The sequence below is a fragment of the Actinoplanes sp. NPDC051388 genome, assembly GCF_055586225.1.
Map to the genome: position 1 here is coordinate 91404 of NZ_JBVJIP010000006.1, position 17567 is coordinate 108970.

16 protein-coding genes are annotated in these 17567 nt (G+C 68.5%); 9 read left to right on the plus strand and 7 right to left on the minus strand.

Translation table 11 applies throughout. The features are described 5' to 3' along the window. Positions 1–183 precede the first annotated feature (183 nt). On the plus strand, positions 184–747 hold the full coding sequence (locus ACZ6TI_RS17000; protein ID WP_465346003.1) for an NUDIX hydrolase: 564 nt from the start codon (positions 184–186) through the stop codon (positions 745–747). Here ACZ6TI_RS17000 and ACZ6TI_RS17005 read toward each other — a convergent pair. Next, a complete protein-coding gene (locus tag ACZ6TI_RS17005; protein WP_465346004.1) occupies positions 744–2120 on the minus strand; it encodes a helix-turn-helix domain-containing protein in 1377 nt (458 codons plus the stop codon). The two genes, ACZ6TI_RS17000 and ACZ6TI_RS17005, sit on opposite strands and share 4 nt — an antisense overlap. Positions 2121–2418: 298 nt before the next feature. Continuing rightward, entirely contained in the window at positions 2419–3300 is an 882-nt protein-coding gene (locus ACZ6TI_RS17010) for a DUF2637 domain-containing protein (protein ID WP_465346005.1), read from the minus strand. Positions 3301–3765: 465 nt separating this feature from the next. Between ACZ6TI_RS17010 and ACZ6TI_RS17015 the strand changes: the two genes are divergently transcribed. Next, complete coding sequence (locus ACZ6TI_RS17015) at positions 3766–4896, plus strand: hypothetical protein (protein WP_465346006.1); 1131 nt, start codon at positions 3766–3768, stop codon at positions 4894–4896. Between the two features lie 197 nt (positions 4897–5093). Next, positions 5094–5693: a methyltransferase domain-containing protein gene (locus tag ACZ6TI_RS17020; RefSeq protein ID WP_465346315.1), complete on the plus strand. Its 600-nt coding sequence runs from the start codon at positions 5094–5096 to the stop codon at positions 5691–5693. A 4-nt stretch (positions 5694–5697) separates the two neighbouring features. Here the strand turns inward: ACZ6TI_RS17020 and ACZ6TI_RS17025 are convergent, their stop codons facing one another. Together ACZ6TI_RS17025 and ACZ6TI_RS17030 are read right to left on the minus strand one after the other, a co-directional pair. Further along, positions 5698–5931, minus strand: a complete 234-nt coding sequence (locus ACZ6TI_RS17025) for a mycothiol transferase (protein ID WP_465346007.1) — start codon at positions 5929–5931, stop codon at positions 5698–5700. Between the two features lie 7 nt (positions 5932–5938). After that, positions 5939–6832 carry a helix-turn-helix domain-containing protein gene (locus ACZ6TI_RS17030; RefSeq protein ID WP_465346008.1) on the minus strand — a complete coding sequence of 298 codons (894 nt, stop codon included), beginning with the start codon at positions 6830–6832 and terminating at the stop codon, positions 5939–5941. 128 nt (positions 6833–6960) lie between these two features. Between ACZ6TI_RS17030 and ACZ6TI_RS17035 the strand changes: the two genes are divergently transcribed. Next, positions 6961–7590, plus strand: coding sequence for a TetR/AcrR family transcriptional regulator (locus ACZ6TI_RS17035; RefSeq protein WP_465346009.1), 630 nt, complete (start codon positions 6961–6963; stop codon positions 7588–7590). Here the strand turns inward: ACZ6TI_RS17035 and ACZ6TI_RS17040 are convergent. The 3 genes from ACZ6TI_RS17040 to ACZ6TI_RS17050 form a co-directional block, all read right to left on the minus strand. After that, positions 7584–8627 carry a S66 peptidase family protein gene (locus ACZ6TI_RS17040; RefSeq protein ID WP_465346010.1) on the minus strand — a complete coding sequence of 348 codons (1044 nt, stop codon included), beginning with the start codon at positions 8625–8627 and terminating at the stop codon, positions 7584–7586. The genes ACZ6TI_RS17035 and ACZ6TI_RS17040 overlap by 7 nt on opposite strands. A gap of 41 nt (positions 8628–8668) precedes the next feature. Beyond that, positions 8669–9292, minus strand: coding sequence for a helix-turn-helix transcriptional regulator (locus tag ACZ6TI_RS17045; RefSeq protein WP_465346316.1), 624 nt, complete (start codon positions 9290–9292; stop codon positions 8669–8671). 89 nt (positions 9293–9381) lie between these two features. Further along, on the minus strand, positions 9382–9699 hold the full coding sequence (locus tag ACZ6TI_RS17050) for a hypothetical protein (protein ID WP_465346011.1): 318 nt from the start codon (positions 9697–9699) through the stop codon (positions 9382–9384). 253 nt (positions 9700–9952) lie between these two features. Here ACZ6TI_RS17050 and ACZ6TI_RS17055 point away from each other — a divergent pair, with 253 nt between their 5' ends. From ACZ6TI_RS17055 to ACZ6TI_RS17075, 5 genes are all read left to right on the plus strand, one after another. Continuing rightward, entirely contained in the window at positions 9953–11038 is a 1086-nt protein-coding gene (locus ACZ6TI_RS17055) for an ABC transporter substrate-binding protein (RefSeq protein ID WP_465346012.1), read from the plus strand. Positions 11039–11188: 150 nt separating this feature from the next. Next, positions 11189–13942, plus strand: a complete 2754-nt coding sequence (locus ACZ6TI_RS17060; protein WP_465346013.1) for an AbfB domain-containing protein — start codon at positions 11189–11191, stop codon at positions 13940–13942. 96 nt (positions 13943–14038) lie between these two features. Beyond that, on the plus strand, positions 14039–15574 hold the full coding sequence (locus tag ACZ6TI_RS17065; RefSeq protein WP_465346014.1) for a sugar ABC transporter ATP-binding protein: 1536 nt from the start codon (positions 14039–14041) through the stop codon (positions 15572–15574). Next, positions 15561–16532, plus strand: a complete 972-nt coding sequence (locus ACZ6TI_RS17070; RefSeq protein ID WP_465346015.1) for an ABC transporter permease — start codon at positions 15561–15563, stop codon at positions 16530–16532. Before ACZ6TI_RS17065 ends, ACZ6TI_RS17070 begins: the two co-directional genes overlap by 14 nt. Beyond that, positions 16529–17548, plus strand: a complete 1020-nt coding sequence (locus ACZ6TI_RS17075) for an ABC transporter permease (protein WP_465346016.1) — start codon at positions 16529–16531, stop codon at positions 17546–17548. Before ACZ6TI_RS17070 ends, ACZ6TI_RS17075 begins: the two co-directional genes overlap by 4 nt. Positions 17549–17567 lie beyond the last annotated feature (19 nt).

The following is a 17567-nucleotide window of genomic DNA, read 5'->3' on the forward strand; positions in this document are numbered from 1 at the left end:
GTTCCCTGTGCTCGGGATGACGGGGAGGTGGTATGTAGACCGACGGCGACCACCACGACCCTCGATCAGTAGCGTGATGGCCGCATGCCGTGGTCGTGAAGACGACAGGCGTCAGCCTCTGTCAGCCGACACGAACGCAGACCGGCAGTACATCGAAAGGCCGCGTCAACTAGGGTGCCGTCCATGAGCGGCGATGCGAAGAGGGCTAGCGAATGGACGATTCACGGCGAGCGAGTGGTCGACGACACCAGACGCGCTATCCTCAGCGTTGCGGACGTGGAATTGCCTGATGGAGTCCGCTTCGAGCAATACGTGCTTCGTATGCCGGCTGCCGCAATGGTGATCGTGGTTGACGACGCCGACCGTGTGCTCATGATGTGGCGCCATCGATTCATCCTCAACCGCTGGGTATGGGAACTACCTGGCGGCTATCTCGATCCGGATGAGGACCCGGTAACCGGCGCGGCAAGAGAAGTTGAAGAGGAAACGGGTTGGCGTCCCCGTGCGATCGAACAGTTGGTGCGGTTCCAGCCCATGGTTGGAACCATTGACCAAGAGAATGTGATCTACCTTGCGCGTGGCGCGGATTATACTGGCACCGCGCCTGACGTTAATGAGGCAGAGCGGGTCGAATGGATTCCACTTACCCAGATTCAACAACTCATGACCGACGGCGAGATCATCGGCGCCGGCTCTGTCTCCGGCCTATTGTCAGTGCTGCTACTGAAAGCCACCGGGCGACTTTAGGCTGACCGCAGAAGGGATTGCGCTCGTTCCGCGAAAGTCCGCACGGCAGGTAGTCCAACGTGCTTTGCGAGGCGATTGGACAGATCCGTCAGGTAGTCTCTGGCGCGCGACGAATCCAAACCTTCCGTTGCTTCCACTGCGGAGACTCCTACCTCGCTGGCTTGCTCGATTTCGCCCGACTGCGCGTGAGCAACGGCCAGCAGGACCAGGTTGAACTGCTTTCCACGCGCGTAGTGTCGACCATCCATCTGCAGGGAGCGAGCGGCGAAACGCTGCGCGAGATCACCACGCCCGAGGGCCGCAAAGCAATGCCCGAATTTGGCGGCTAGGTACGCTTCATCAAAGTATCCGATCCATTGCGGATCGCTCGTCCGATCAGCCTTGTCGAAGGCTCGCTCAGCGCGGTCCAGTGCCGCTGCGCACGCCGCCTCATCGCCGCCGGATGCGTGTCCCTGCGCCTCAAGCACCGCAGACTCGGCCTGGATCGCCACAACACCTGCTTCCGTAGCGGCTTTGCCGGAAGCGCGAGCGAGGTCGACGGCCTCAGCGGAAGCGAACATGTATGCCGCCTGATGGCTCATCGCAGCGAGAATCTCCGCACCCAATGCGCGGTCGCCCGCACCGCCGGCCAATCTCAATGCCTGAACCATATACCGCTGCGCCAGGCCGTTCATCCCGGCATCGTAGGAAGCCCAACCGGCTAACTGTGTTGTCTCCGCGGCCGCCGACAGCAACGCGCGTCCGGTATCAGCGTCATAGCGACCGCGCAGCATTACGGATACCTCTGCATCAAGGAACCGAACTAGGCTTTCGCGTACGTGCCCTCCGCCGTACTGATTGTCAAGAGTGCGATATGTGGAAGTAATCCGCTTGATCATTTCAATGTCCGGCTCGCCGACCAGGCGCTCACCATTGCCGGTGGGACGTTCGTCCATCGGTGACATAAGCCAGCGCATGGAGGGCGGCATGAACGCCGCAGCACTGAAGCCGACCGCCCGCAATACTTCCCGCCGCTGCATATCTCCCTGCCACAAGGTCGCCGCGACATCCACGCCGTGCCGCCAGTCCGGCGCGAACTCTAGCCCCGACGGCGGTAGCCCACCCCCTGATTGAGCCGCAGCGGCATGTTCACCAGTGTCGGCTGACACCTCATGCACCATGGCGGAGAGTTGACCTTTGCCGCCGAGGGCAGCGTCAAGTAGAGCTGCGACGGAAACACTGGGCCGCTTAGTCCCCGCCTCCAAGTCCCACAGATAGCCGTGTGAACAGTGGATTTGTTGGCCGAGTCGGCGAAGGGACAATCCCTGCTGTCCGCGCATCTCCTTGAGCCGCGGCGCGAAAGCCGGATCGACTATGACCATACGTCGTGGCATGAAGCGCTCCCCGGGTAGCGGACAAGGACGAACGGGGTCGGCGAGAATGGCGGGCGACTCTGGTGTGCACACGAGCGTACCCCGCGTTTGCAGCCGTCCGCGATATACGTGTATGACATCGGCCTTGACGGCATTGTTGACACAGCTCGGCCCGGCGAACCAGCGGCGATCGCAATCACCCGACTGCTGTACGTCGCAAGAGCGCCTGCAATGGGCCCCACCGTTGTGGGCTCTGCTGGGCCCCTGCGCCGCTGGCCCCCGCGCCGCTGGCTCCTCGGCCGGGCGCCACGCCGCCGCCCTATGCCACGTCCTCAGACCGAGGGCCCCAGGTTTCCAAACCGGGCCGGACGGACGCCGAGCCGATCGTGGTCACGCCCACGCCCTGTTCTGTCTTGAGGATCTTCAGCAGGAGTGAGGCGCGTGCGTTGGACACGCCGTGCCCATCCTCGCGCAGGACGTCCGCGAGGTTGTCTCGCGACAGCGACCGGCCGACGCCGGCCAGCGTCGCGCGGGCCGCCCGCGCGGCCGGGATCAGGTGTGCCACGGTGCGGGTGTCGTGCAGCGCAGCCCGGTGGCCGAGGTCGCTGGTGCGGGCCGGGGCCGCGTCGCCGGAGGTGCCCGACTGGCCCGAGGCGGGGTCGGCTGGCCGGTCGTCCGGGGCGGTTGCGGACGGCGCGACGGTGTTCGTCCGCTCGGTGGGAACGGTCCCGGACGGTGCCGCGTCGTCCCGTTGCGTAGGGCGGACCGTCCCGGACGTCCGCTGATCGTCCGGGACGGTCGTCCGCTGATCAACACTTTCATGATCGAACATGGAGAACAGCAGTTTGACCGAGACCAACATTGAAAGCGCCGGCCACCCTGCGAGGGCCCTGCCGACCGGGTCCGCGCCGCCTACCGCGACGTTCGCGGCGAGACTCGCCACGGTGCCGACGATCAGCGCAATCCACGGGACCCAGCCCGTGGGCCGCCCGGCCCGACGCTGCGCTACCAGATAGAGGCTGGCCACGATCTCCAACCCGTCCACGCTGATCGGGAACGCCAACGACTTCCATCCCAACTGCCCATGTTGCATGGCGAGCTCGCGCATGTGGGAGAAGCTGATGGCGCCCGCGACAACGGCCAGCCCGCCGACGAACAACGCAGTAAGGATCAACAAGGTCTTGTCGGTTCGGGTGTTCATCGAGTCACCCCCTCGGCAGGGCATGCCAACGCGAGCAGCGCTGACAGGGCATCGAGCACCGGCACGGCGTCGTCGGCGGACAAGGACAACTCCACGTCCCCGACCTGCACACGCAGGAAGACAGCGCACGGCCACGGGGCGCACGACTGGGACAGCCACGCCGTCCCCTCGCGGACCGGTAGCCACATGGCCGCAGTGAGGTTGAGCGGGATGGGAGCGGACCGGTGTTCGCCACCTGGGCCGGACCGGTGTTCGTTGACCTGACTGGCCGGGTCGGCAGTGCACACGGTGGAATCACATAAGGCGGGATGCCTTACGGTGCAACGGTTTTCGCATGCGGAACGGGTTCCACAACGCGATTGGCTTTTTTCGTTCATTGACTACCGTCAAGAGCCAGACCTCGAAGGGCCTCGCCACCATGCGCCGCCTCTTGAATCACCCGGACACCGTCCTCTTGGAGTCGTGATGGACACCGAAAGCAAGTACGGGGTGGACACCCTGGCGCCGCTGCGCGACCAGGACGTGCCGCCGCTCGACGTCAGCATCCAGCGCGCGGTGGCCACCGGGCGCCGGCGGCAGCGCACCAGGACCGTCGCGGCGGTCTCGGCCGGCGTGCTCGCGGTGACCGGTGGCGTCGTCGCGCTCACCGATCGCTCCGAGACCCCGGCACCGGTGGTCACCGAAACGCGTCTGCGCTGCACGGTCGCCGCGCTGCCGGTGCCCGCGGGTGGGACGCCCGCGACGGCCACAGCGGTCTCGCCGGACGGGCGTTTCGTGGCCGGCGCGGTGCTCGGCTCGGAGGAGACCGGCGTGGACGGCACGGCCCTGCTCTGGGACAACGGCCGGCTGCGCGTGCTGGACGTCGAGGGGCTGAGCCCGACGCCGCTGGCGGTGAACTCGAGCGGCACGGTGGTCGGCGGCGTCACCCGCGACCATCGTCAGGTCGCGTGGGCCTTCCGGGACGGCCGGATCGAGATCCTGGCCGCGCTGCCGGGGCATCAGATGGTCGCGTTCGACGTGAACGACCGCGGCGACATCGCCGGCGGCGCGCACGGCCCGAAGGATCGGGACCAGGCGGTGGTCTGGGAGGCCGGCCGGCCCGGCATCGTGCGTGCGCCGGTCGGGCCGGTGCCCTCCACCGCCTCCGGGATCTCCGCCACCGGTCAGATGGTGGGTTCCGGCGCGGGCGTCCCGCAGCTGTGGGATCTGAACACCGACGAGACCCGGGCCCTGCCGGGCCTGAACGGCCAGACCACCGGCACCGCGACCGCCATCGCCGGCGACTGGGTGCTCGGCACGTCCGGCAACCGCCAGGTGCGCTGGAGTCTGAGCCGCGGAACGGTCGAGCCGATCAACGGCATGGAGGCGTCGGGGATCACCGCCGCCGGCGACCTGGTCGGCACCGACGACGTGCCGGCCGCCACCCCGCCCTACCGGGACGCCCTGGTGCGCCGGGCCGGCACACCGGTGACCCTGCCGGCGCTCACCGGACCCCGCGACCTCGAAACGGCGACGGCGGTCAGCGCCGACGGCCGGGTGATCGCCGGCGAACACACCCACGAGGAGAGCTCGACGCCGATCGTCTGGCGCTGCTGAAGGCGCCACTGAACCGGCACCGGCGCATCACCGATCGCACACAACTCTCTGATGTGGTGGACGGATGAGCCGGCCCGACACCATCGAATACCTGGACGCGGCGGCGGCCGGATCCGACTACAAGGACCGGGCCGCCGCCGCGCTCGACGTCCGCCCCGGCCACGTGGTGCTGCGGGCCCGGGATCGACCTGCGTGGTCTGGCCGAGCGGGCGGGCGCGACCGGCTCGGTCATCGGTGTCGACCACGACACCGCGATGCTCGACGAGGCGGCCCGGCGGCTGGGTGACCTCGCCACGGTCTCGTTCCGCGCCGGGGATGCCCACCACTTGCCGTTGCGTGACGCGTCGGTGGATCGTGCCCGCACCGACCGGATCCTGCAGCACCTGCGTGACCCGGCCGCCGCGCTCGCGGAGCTGCATCGGGTGCTGCGGCCGGGTGGTGTGCTGGCGATGGCCGAGCCGGACTGGGACACGCTCACCGTGTCCGATGAGGACATCGCGATGAGCCGGGCCTTCGCGCGGTTCACCGCCGGCCTCGTCGCCAACTGCACGATCGGCCGTCAGCTGATCCGGCTGGCCCCCGCCGCGGGCTTCGAGATCCGCTCGGTGGAGGCGATCCCGGTGCTGTTCCGCGACTTCGCCACCGCGGACCGGATCCTCGGCCTGCGCCGCACCACCGCGAAGGCGATCCAGGTGCGCGCCGTCCGCGAGCGCGACGCCGCGCCCTGGCTCGCCCGTCTGGAAAAGGCTCCGATGCTGGCGACCGCCGTCATCTATCTGGTGACCGCGATCCGCTGACTCGTCAGCTTTGGCGGATGCCGTCGATGGTCTCGCGGATGATGTCCGCGTGGCCGCCGTGGCGTGCGGTCTCCTCGATCATGTGGAAGAGGACGTAACGCACGTTGCACTCGATGATGTCTTTTCGCGCGCAGGGACTGTCGAGATCCATCGAAGCGACGATGGCGCGGGACTCCTCGATCTGCTCCCGGTAGTAGCCGACCCAGTGGTCCACTGTGTCGCTCTCGTCGACCAGCATGTCGGCGTCATGCGGATCGGTCCGGACGGCGGGGAAGGCTCCCGATCCGATCGCGGGCCTGCGTCAGCTTCTCCACGACGTCGATGGGCTTCGTTTCGCGCAGGTCGCCCGCCTCGACGGTCAGGCTGACGAACGCTTCCATGTACGGCTCCGACTCCTCCCGGCTGCTGAAGAAGTTGGCCGTCTCGATCTGCTCGAGATAGACGATGTCCGGCAGGCTCGCGATCGGCAGCCGCAGCGTGGAGAACGAGTTGCCGACCCCGATGTAGCCGCCCCGCCCGGTGTCGAGCACCTGGAGGTGCACGTTCGGATGCCTGGCCATCTGGATCAGGAAGTCGATCTGCGCGCGCATGATCCGGGGACCGCCGATCCGCTCGCTCAGCGCGCCCTCGTCGATCACCGCCCAGAGCAGCGGCGGGCGCCCCTTGAGCAGCAGATCGCGCCGTTGCATCCGGACCTCGACCCGGCGGCGCAGCTCCTCCGGATCGCGATAGCGGGTGCGCATGAGCGCCTCGGCATAGGCCGGCGTCTGCAGGATCCCCGGGATGAAGCGGACCTCGTAGGTGTGGATGCGCTGCGCCACGGATTCGAACACCAGGTAGGAGCAGAACCAGCCGGGCAGCTCGGGATAGTCGTGCCACCACTGCCGTTCGCCGAGCTGCCGGACGAGGTCGATGACGGCGGGACGCTCGGCCGGGTCGACCCGGTAGCGGGTGAGCAGGCGCCGCACGTCGAACTCCTTCGCGGCGACCCGGCCCAGCTCCATCCGGCTGATCTTCGACGGCGACGCGTCGAGGTGCGTGCTCGCTTCGGCACGCGACGTCCCGCTCTGCACGCGCAGGTCGCGCAGCACTCGCCCCAGCATCTCCCGGGCGTTGATGCCCGATGGTGTTCTCAGCACGGGCGTATCCTGCCGCGCGCACGGCGACTTCTGCAAGGACCGATGCACACGTGCATGCACGTGCAGATGCAAGGACCGCAAATGCCGGTGAGCGTGATACCTTCTAGCTCTGGTGAGAGGGTGATGTGATGGCGCCGACCGCAGGCGGGATTCGTGACCGATTCCGCACACAGATGCTTCAGGAGATCAAGGATGCTGCCCTGCGCCAGCTGGCCGAGGGTGGCCCGCCGGCACTGTCGGTGAGTGCCATCGCCAAGCAACTCGGGGTCTCCGGGCCGGCGCTCTATCGCTACTACGCCGGACGCGACGCCCTGCTCACCGAGCTGATCCTGGACGCCTATGCGGACCTGGCCGCCGCCATGCAGGCCGCCGAGCCGGGCCTGGAATCACTGGCCGCGGCCTACCGCGCCTGGGCAGTGGCCCAGCCGCATCGCTATCGCCTGCTGTTCGCCGCGCCGCTCCCCGGCTACGACGCGCACCACGAACGCCTGGTGGCGGCCTCGCAGGCGGCGATGCGGGTGTTGCTCGACCGGCTCGGCCCGGCGGCCGCCGACCCCGGGCCCGAGCTGAGCGCCGAGATCGCGGCCTGGGCCCGGCGGCGCCAGATGGGCGAGGCCGATCCGGCGGTGGTGCTGCACGCGATGACCGCGTGGAGCCGGCTGCACGGCCTGGTCAGCCTGGAGATCGAGGGCAACTTCGCCTCGATGGGCCTGAGTGCCGACCGGTTGTTCGACCTCGAGGTGCGGGCACTTCAGTAGTGCGCGACGACCCTCCGGCCCGGCCCGTCGACGGTGATCCGGCCGCCATAGGGCAACACGTACTGCGGGTCGGTGTGTCCGAAATCGACACCGAAGACCGCCATCGCGGACGGGTTGTAGTCGGCCAGCGCGCGCAGCACCGCGGCCCGCTGGTCCTCGCGATAAGAGGTCCGCGCCGACGGTGACGGGGGTTTCCCGAAGAACGCCGCCTTCGCGGTGGCCATCAGCACGACCGGGAACTGCTGCAGGAGGCCGCGCTCGCCGAAGTTGCGAAGCATCCGGAACACCTCTTCGGCAGCGGGCAACTCCTCCGAGGTCTCCAGGATCAGCACCCCGCCGGCATAGTCCTCGACCGGGCGGATCCACCGGTTCGCGGCCAGGTTCCAGGACAGGACCTCCAGGTTGCCGCCCCAGGTCGGGGCGCTGACCACCCGGTCCGGCCGGTGCCACACCCAGCCCGGACTCGGAATCGTCGGCGGCGAGGAGACCAGCGACTCGAGCGACCCCCAGGCGCTCTCCTCCTCGCTGAACTCGGGCACCGGCCGGATTTCGAGGTCACCGCTGGTGAACAGCGCCGCCCGCAGCGAGTCGGCGGAGATCGGGTGCAGCCCGGCGCCGCGCGCGAGATGCACCATGGTCGACCCGCCGTGGTAGGCCGCCAGCCCGTGCGTCCACAGCCAGTTCAGCAGGTTGGTGTTGTCGGAGTAGCCGAAGAACGGCTTGGGGTCGGCGCGGAACACCGCCGGGTCGAGGTGCGGCAGCACGGTGATCTGGTCGTCGCCGCCGATGGTGGCCAGCACCGCCCGGATCGAGGGATCGGCCCACGCCGCCATCAGGTCGGCCGCCCGCTCGGCGGCCGAGGCCTGGGTGCGCGTGGTCGGGAACTCCACCGGCTCCAGCTCGAAGTCCTCACGCAGCCGGCGCATGGCCAGCTCGTGCAGATCCGGATAGACCCCAGGCCCGGCCCAGGACGGCGACACCACCGCGACCTTGTCGCCGGGACGAAGCTTGGGCGGACTCACGAGTTCGGGTGGCATGCCCCCATCAAACCCACCCGGGCAAACCATTTAACCCAATTTCAGATCACTCCGGTACGCAGCGCGTAGGCCACCGCGTGCGAGCGGTTGCGCAGCTTCAGCCGGTGGGTGACGCCGTAGATGACGTTCTTCACGGTCCGCTCGGAATAGCACAGCTTCCCGGCGATCTCGTTGGTGTCCAGGCCGTCGGCCATCAGTCGGAGCACGTCGATCTCCCGCGCGGACAGCCCGGCGGTGCCCGGGCCGGTCGGGGTGAGCACCTCGCGCTGCATCCGCTCGACGTGTTTGATCAGCTCGCCGACCAGCTGCGGCGGCAGCACCCCGCCACCCGACGCCGCGGTGCGCACCGAGTGCACCAGCCGCTCGGCGGTCACCGCGGCCCGCGGCAGCACGGCCACCACTCGGCACTCGACGGCCACCAGCAGGTCGTGCTCGGACACCTCGTCGACGATCAGCACCACCGGCGCCGTGCTGTCGGTCGCCGAGCGCCGCAGCGCGGTCACCGACTCGGGGCGCAGCCGGTCGGTGGCGACCACCCGGACACCGGCGTCGAGCCACCGGTCCTGCGGCACCACGCTGACCCCGGCGCTGTCCTGCAGATGGGTGTGCAGGCCGGCCCGGGTCAACGGGTCCGACGACTGCACGACGACGCTGATCTGGTGCACGGAGTCCTCCTCGACGTACCTCACCTGACGACGAGGCAAAGTCTCGGAGGTCGATCTCTACATTCGCTCTACATCCGCTCCACGCGCGTCTACGCGCGGGCGGCCCGCCGCAGGGCATCGATGTATTTGGGCAGCTCAATGGCTGCTTCCTCGAGCCGGCCGGGCAGCGTCTGGTCTTGGAAGACGGCGTCCGCGACCATCTGCGCGGCTGGTCCGGGCAGCCCGTCCAGGCTCGGCGCGTCCAATTCCCGCCACCGGCGGACCACCCGCAGCCGCTCGGTCACCGTGGCCAGGGTTCGCTCCAGACCGCACACCAGACGGGCGGCCTCGGCCGCCTCGATCGTCAGCCGCCCGTCGCGGACCAGATCGAGGAAGACGTCGCCGGCGAACGGCTGGCCCTCGGACATGGGAACAGTTCATCAGGCCTGGCGGGTGGCGGGAAGCGGGGTGGCGGTCGATGCCCCGCTGGCCTTGTTTTTCTGCCCGTGTCGACACTGAACGGTAAGCCGTGACCAGCGGGAGAGCGCTCCCTCACCCGCGCCACGTTCGTTTCTGATTGGTTATGGTCACGACCTTGACAACAAAAGTTTGATAGTGGGTGAATGTGTTTCCGGGTGATTACCCCCTGATGTCTCACCCACCCCTCAAGGAGCTCATGTCATGAGTGCTCGCACCGGCCGTCTCAGGCCGGCGGTCATTACTCTCAGCGCGGCTCTGCTGTTGATCAGCGCCTGCGCCAAATCCGAGGACAGCGGGACCGGCAGCACCGGCACCCCCGCGACGGGCGGCGCGCAGGTGGCGGAGTCGGCCGCGCCCGGCGCCGCGACCTGCACGCTGGACCAGTACGGCGGCACCAAGGTGGACCTGAAGACCGCGAAGGTCGGCTTCTCCCAGTCGGAGAAGGAGGCCAACCCGTTCCGGATCGCCGAGACGCAGTCCATCAAGGACGAGGCCGCCAAGATCGGCATCCCGGCCGCGAACCTGCAGACCACGAACGCCAACTCGCAGTTCAACAAGCAGATCAGCGACGTCGAGCAGATGATCGACTCGGGCGTGCAGCTGCTGGTCATCGCGCCGCTGAACTCGGACGGCTGGGACTCGGTCTTCGCCAAGGCGTCGGCCAAGAAGGTCCCGATCATCACCATCGACCGCAAGATCAACGCCAAGTCCTGCACCGACTACCTGACCTTCATCGGATCGGACTTCGAGAAGCAGGGTCAGCGCGCGGCCGACGAGATGGCCAAGGCGCTGGGCAACAAGGGCAAGGTGGCGATCCTGCTGGGCGCGCCCGGCAACAACGTCACCACGCTGCGCACCAAGGGCTTCAAGGACCAGATCGCCAAGGTCGCCCCGGACGTGCAGATCACCTTCGAGCAGACCGGCAACTTCTCCCGCGAGGAGGGCCAGAAGGTCTCCGAGCAGCTGCTGCAGTCCAACGGCGACATCAACGGCATCTACGCGGAGAACGACGAGATGGCGCTGGGCGCGATCGTCGCGCTGAAGGGCGCCGCCAAGAAGGCCGGCGACGTCAAGATCGTGACGATCGACGGCACCAAGGGCGCCGTGCAGGCGGTCGTGGACGGCTGGGCCTCGGCGGTCATCGAGTCCAACCCGCGCTTCGGCCCGCTGGCGTTCGAGACCGCGACGAAGTTCTTCAACGGCGAGCCGATCCCGGAGGACATCATCATCTCCGACCGGCAGTACGACGCCACCAACGCGAAGGCGGACCTGGGCAGCGCGTACTGAGCTGAGCCAGGCAGCAGGCAACGGCGGCGTCGTCACGAGCGGCGCCGCCGTTTCCGCTTCGCAGTATTGATGCGCATCTATTGCACCCAGATGTGTGTTCGGGTCACGATGAGTTCCCCCACCAGCGAACTTTCTCGAAGGAGAGAGAACGTGACTGCACATCCCCGCTCCCCGTCCTCCTGGCGCCGGTTACTCGCCACGGCCACCGCGGCGCTCGTCGCCTCGGCCGGCGCTGTGGTCGCCTTCGCCACCCCTGCGGCCGCCTTCATCCCCAAGACTCCCCCGCTGACCACCCCGTGGACCGGCCAGGTGTCCACCTCGAACCCGCTGCCCGAATATCCGCGACCGCAGCTGACCAGGCCCGATTGGCAGAGCCTCAACGGCATCTGGCAGTTCGCCGGGGCCGGGAACATCAACACCCCGCCGGTGAACCAGACCCTGGGCGAAGAGGTGCTTGTTCCGTACCCGATCGAGAGCGCTCTCTCGGGCATCATGCGGCACGAGAACTTCATGTACTACCGCAAAACGTTCTCCGTGCCGGCCGGCTGGTCCGGGCGCAACGTGCAGCTCAACTTCGGCGCCGTGGACTGGCAGAGCAAGGTCTGGATCAACGGCACCCTGATGGGTACGCACGAGGGCGGCTACGACAAGTTCTCCTACGACATCACCGCCCAGCTGCGGGCCGGCGCCAACGAGGTCATCGTCGGCGTCTGGGACCCGGTCGAGGGTCAGGACATCCCGGTCGGCAAGCAGCGGCTCAACCGCGGCGGCATCATGTACACGCCGTCCTCCGGCATCTGGCAGACCGTCTGGCTGGAGCCGACCACGGCCCAGCGCATCACCCGGCTGGACACCACGCCGAACGTCGCGGCCGGCGGGCTCGACCTCGTCGTGCAGGGCACCCAGGCCGGGCAGAGCGTGACGGCCCAGGTGCTCAGCGGCTCCACTGTGGTCGGCACCGCGAACGGCACCACCGGCACCAGCTTCCGGATCCCCGTACCCAATGCCCGGTTGTGGTCGCCCGACGATCCGTTCCTCTACAACCTGAGGGTGACCACCGCCTCGGGTGACGCCGTGGGCGGCTATTTCGGGATGCGCTCGGTGGGCAAGGCGATGCTCGGCGGCACCCTGCGACCCACCCTGAACGGCAAGTTCGTCTTCCAGCTCGGCACGCTGGACCAGGGCTACTGGCCGGACGGCATCTACACCGCGCCGACCGACACCGCGCTCGCCTTCGACCTCGAGCAGCAGAAGGCGCTCGGCTTCAACATGGTCCGCAAGCACATCAAGGTGGAGAACGACCGCTGGTTCTATCACGCGGACCGGCTCGGCCTGATGGTCTGGCAGGACATGCCGGCGCTGGCCAGCGGCCGGGAACCCTCGCAGGCCGGGCGCACCCGGTTCGAGAGGGAACTGCGCGAGATGATCGACGAGCACAAGGGCATCACGTCGATCGTGCAGTGGGTGCCGTTCAACGAGGGCTGGGGCGAATACGACGCCGGCCGGATCGCCGACCTGGTCAAGAGCTGGGACCCGAACCGCCTGGTGAACCACAACTCCGGCTCGAACTGCTGCGACTCCGACCCGGACCCGGGCAACGGCGACGTGATCGACGACCACGCCTATGTGGGCCCGGGGATCAGTCGCCCGCCGACGGCCACCCGGATCGCGGTGAATGGTGAATACGGCGGGCTCGGCCTGCGCACCAACCGGGAGTGGCCGACCGCGGGCAAGTTCGCCTACGAGTGGCTGCCCGACTCGAACGCGCTGACCAACCGGTACGTCCAGATCACCGCACGGCTGATCGAGCTGATGAACAGCAACGGGCTCTCCGGGTCGGTCTACACCGAGCCGACCGACGTGGAGGAGGAGCTCAACGGCTTCTTCACCTACGACCGGCAGCTGCAGAAGATGGACTTCGCTCGCGTGCGCGAGGTGCACCAGCGGGTGCTGGGCGCGGCGAACGGGACCACGCTGTCGCTGAACAAGCCGGTCTCGCTGCGGGTGACCACGGCCGGCTATACCGACCGCTACCTGCGGCATCGGGACGGCGCCGCGCGCACCGACGTGATCGGCGCGGGCAGCGCGGTCGGTGACAAGCAGGACGCCACGTTCTTCGTGCGGGCCGGCCTGTCCAACAGCGCCTGCTACTCGTTCGAGTCGCGCAACTTCCCGGGGCGCTACCTGCGGCACCGCGCCAACCGCGTGTACGCCGAGGCGAGCACCGGCGGGACGTTCAACGCGGACGCCACGTTCTGTGCCAGGCCGGGCCTCTCCGGGGGCGGCACGTCGCTGGAGTCGGCCAACATGGCGGGCTTCTACATGCGGCACCGCAGCGCTGAGGTCTGGATGGACCAGAACAACGGCGGCTCGTTCACGGCCGACGCCACCTGGGCCGTCACCAGCGGCTGGTGGCGCAGCGGCGCCGATCTGGCGCTGGGCGCGCGGCGGTCGTTCCGGGTCACCACGGCCGGCTACGACACCCGTTATCTGCGGCACCGGGACAACCTGGCCCGCACCGACGTGATCAACACCGGCAGTGCGGCCACCGACAGGCTGGACGCGACCTTCATCGTGCGGGCCGGGCTGGCGGAGAGCAGCTGCTACACGTTCGAGTCGGCGAACTACCCGGGCCAATATCTGCGGCACGCGGGATACCGGGTGCAGAAGGCCTCGAACGACGGCACCGCGGTGTTCGCACAGGACGCGACATTCTGCGCGCAGCAACCGCTGAACGGTGGCGCGGGCAACGTGTCGCTGGAGTCCATCAACTACCCCGGCTACCACTGGCGCCACTACGGCGAAGCGGTCTACATCGCGGGCAACGGCGGCGGCAACGCCTGGGACAACCCGGGCAGCTACAACGCCGACGCGACCTGGAACAACGCGGCGCCGCTGGGCTGAGCGGCTGAGGTGGTGACGAGGCCGGGCGCCACGGCGTCCGGCCTCGTCAATGTTCAAGTCTTGACGGAATATGTGTGGAAGTGAGTGAATGCGTTCATGCCGCTGCTAGAAGTCGAAGGCGTTTCCAAGGTGTTCCCGGGCGTGCGCGCCCTGGACGACGTCTCCTTCACCCTGCGGGCCGGTGAGGTGCACGCGCTGGTGGGCGAGAACGGCGCCGGCAAATCGACCCTGATCAAGGTGCTCACCGGGGTCTACCAGCCGGACGGCGGCGAGATCCGCTACCAGGACGAGCCGGCCTCGTTCGCCACCCCGATGGACGCGCAGCGGTCCGGGATCTCGACCATCTATCAAGAGGTCAACCTGATCCCGCTGATGAGCGTGGCGCACAACCTCTTCCTCGGCCGCGAGCCGCGCAACCGCTTCGGCATGCTCGACGAGGCCCGGATGAACCGCGAGGCCGGCGAGATCCTCAGCCGCTACGGCGTCACCGCGGACGTGCGGCGCCGGCTCGGCACGCTGGCGCTGGGCGCGCAGCAGATGGTGGCGCTGGCCCGCGCGGTGATGATCGACGCGCGCGTGGTGATCATGGACGAGCCGACGTCCTCACTGGAGCCGCGCGAGGTGGAGACGCTGTTCGGGGTCATCCGCCGGCTGCACGAGCAGGGCATCGGCATCGTCTATGTGAGCCACCGGCTGGACGAGCTCTATCGGATCTGCGATGCGGTCACCATCCTGCGGGACGGGCGTGTGGTGCACGCCGGGCAGATCAAGGACCTGGAACGGATCCGGCTGGTCTCGCTGATGCTCGGGCGGGACATGTCCGAGGTGCGGCGCGAGGGCGCCACCGCGTTCTCCGGCGAGATGACCGGTGACACGCAGGCCCCGCCGGTGCTGCGGGCCCGCGACCTGAACAGCCGGCACAAGCTGCACGACATCAGCTTCGACGTGCGGCCCGGTGAGGTGGTCGGGCTCGGCGGGCTGCTCGGTGCCGGGCGCAGCGAGACGATCAAGGCGATCGGTGGGGCGTACCCGCTGGACGGCGGGCACGTCGAGGTGGACGGGCGGGATCTGGGCCGCCCGACCACGGTGCGGGCGGTCAAGGCGGGCATCGCGATCCAGCCCGAGGACCGCAAGGCCGAGGGCATCGTCGCCGGGCTGTCCGTACGGGAGAACATCGCTCTTGCGGTCCTGCCCCGGATGTCGCGACTCGGCGTGGTGTCGGACGCGAAGATCGACGCGGTGGTCGACCGCTACATGAAGCGACTGCAGATCAAGGCGTCCAGCCCGCACCAGCGGGTCGGCGACCTGTCCGGCGGCAACCAGCAGAAGGTGCTGCTCGCCCGGCTGCTCGCCACCGAGCCCAAGGTGCTGCTGCTGGACGAGCCGACCCGCGGCATCGACGTGGGCGCCAAGGCCGAGGTGCAGTCGCTGATCGACGAACTGGCCGGCGAGGGGCTCGGCGTGGTGCTGGTCTCCTCGGACGCCGAGGAGCTGATCGAAGGCGCGGACCGGGTGGTCGTGCTGCGCGACGGGGTGGTGGTCGGCACGCTCACCGGCGACCAGGTGACGACTGAGGACCTGCTGGCGGTCATCGCCGCGGCGTCCACCGAGGAGAACGATGACGACCACTGAAGTCGCCGCCGCCCGGCCGGGCATCGATCTGGCCCGGGTCAAGGCCTGGCTGCCGGTCTACGGCGTCTACGCCGCGATCGTGCTGCTGGTGCTCTACAACGTGTTCTTCACGCCGAACTTCCTGACCTGGAGCAACCTGCGCATCCAGCTGATCCAGGTGGCGCCGATCGTGATCGTGGCGCTCGGCATGGCGCTGGTGATCGGCACCGAGGGCATCGACCTGTCGGTCGGCTCGGTGATGGCGCTGGCCGCCGCGCTGATCCCGCTCTACCTGGGCTACGGCGTGTTCGCCGCGATCCTGATCTCGCTGATCGCCGGGCTGGTGGTCGGCCTGATCAACGGCACCCTGGTGGCGCGGGTCGGGTTGCAACCGATCGTCGCGACCCTCGCCTTGTTCGTCGGCGGTCGAGGGCTCGCCCTGGTGATCTCCGGCGGCCAGCTCAAGGACATCCGCAACGAGGACTTCATCTACCTCGGCTCCGGCGACCTCTTCGGTCTGCCGGTGCTGGTGTGGATCGCCGCGGTGCTGGTGCTGGTGGTCGCGTTCGTGGTGCGCCGCACGGTCTTCGGCCGCCGGCTGCTGGCCATCGGCGGCAACCGGGCCTCGGCCGAGCTCGCCGGTCTGCCGGTCAAAAGAGTCCTGATCACCGTGTACGTGGTGTGCGCGATGCTCGCCTCGATCGCCGGCGTGCTGGCGGTGGCCCGCATCCAGTCCAGTGACGCCTCGGCGGTCGGCCTGCTGATCGAGCTGTCCGCGATCACCGCGGTGGTGGTCGGCGGCACCCCGCTGACCGGCGGCAAGGTGCGCGTCCTCGGCACGGTGGCCGGCGCCCTGCTGATGCAGCTGGTGGTCGCCACCATGATCAAGCACAACCTGCAGCCGTCCACCACCGAGATGGTGCAGGCGGTCATCATCCTGATCGCCGTCTACGTCGCCCGTGAGAGGAAGACCCGGTGACCCAGTTGGCTACCGATCCTGAGGTCCCGGCGGCGGTGGTCGCGGCGGATGTGCGCCGGGCCGAGCGCACCGACCGGATCGTCGGCGTCGTGCAGCGGCAGGGCGCGCTGGCGGTGCTCGTGGTGGTCGTGCTGATCGCGTCGATCTCCTGGACGAACTTCCGGAGCTACGACAACGCGGCGACGATCCTGGTGGCCGCGGCGCCGCCGATGCTGATCGCGCTGGGCATGACCTTCGTGATCATCACGGGCGGCATCGACCTGTCGGTCGGCTCGCTCTATGTGCTCGGCGGGGTGGTCTCGGCCTATGCGTCGCAGTGGGGACTGTGGGCCGCGTTTCTGGCGCCGCTGCTGCTCTGCGGGGCGATCGGGGTCATCAACGGGGTGCTGATCGCGTACACCCGGATGGCGCCGTTCATCGTCACGCTGGCCGCGCTGCTCGGCGCGCGCGGGCTGATGCGCGCGCTCAGCACCGAGGGCTCGAACACCTATCTGGTGCAGAGCGACGCGTTCCGCCGCTTCGGCACGGGGTCGTTCCTCGGCATCGGTTACCAGGTGTGGCTCGTGGCCGTGCTCGTGGTGATCGGCATCGTGGTGCTCGCGCGCACCCGGTTCGGGCATGCGGTCTATGCGGTGGGTGGCAGTGAGGACGCGGCCAGCCTGATGGGGATCGCGGTGCGGCGTACCAAGATCTGGGTCTATGTTCTGAGCGGGCTGCTCGCCGGCCTGGCCGGGGCGATCAACGCGGCGAAGCTCGGCTCCGGCGTGACCGTGCTGGGCACGGGCATGGAGCTCGACGCGATCGCCGCGGTGGTGATCGGCGGGACGCTGCTCACCGGTGGCGCCGGCACGATCGCCGGCACCATCGCGGGAGTCCTGCTTCTCGGCGTGATCCAGAACATGATCAATCAGGTGGGCAACGTGCAGTCCAGCTACCAGCAGGTGATCAGCGGCGCGTTCCTGGCCGTCGTCGTGGTCGCGCAGACCTATCTGAACAAGCTCAGACGAGTCACCTAGTACGCCGATGCTCCGGATA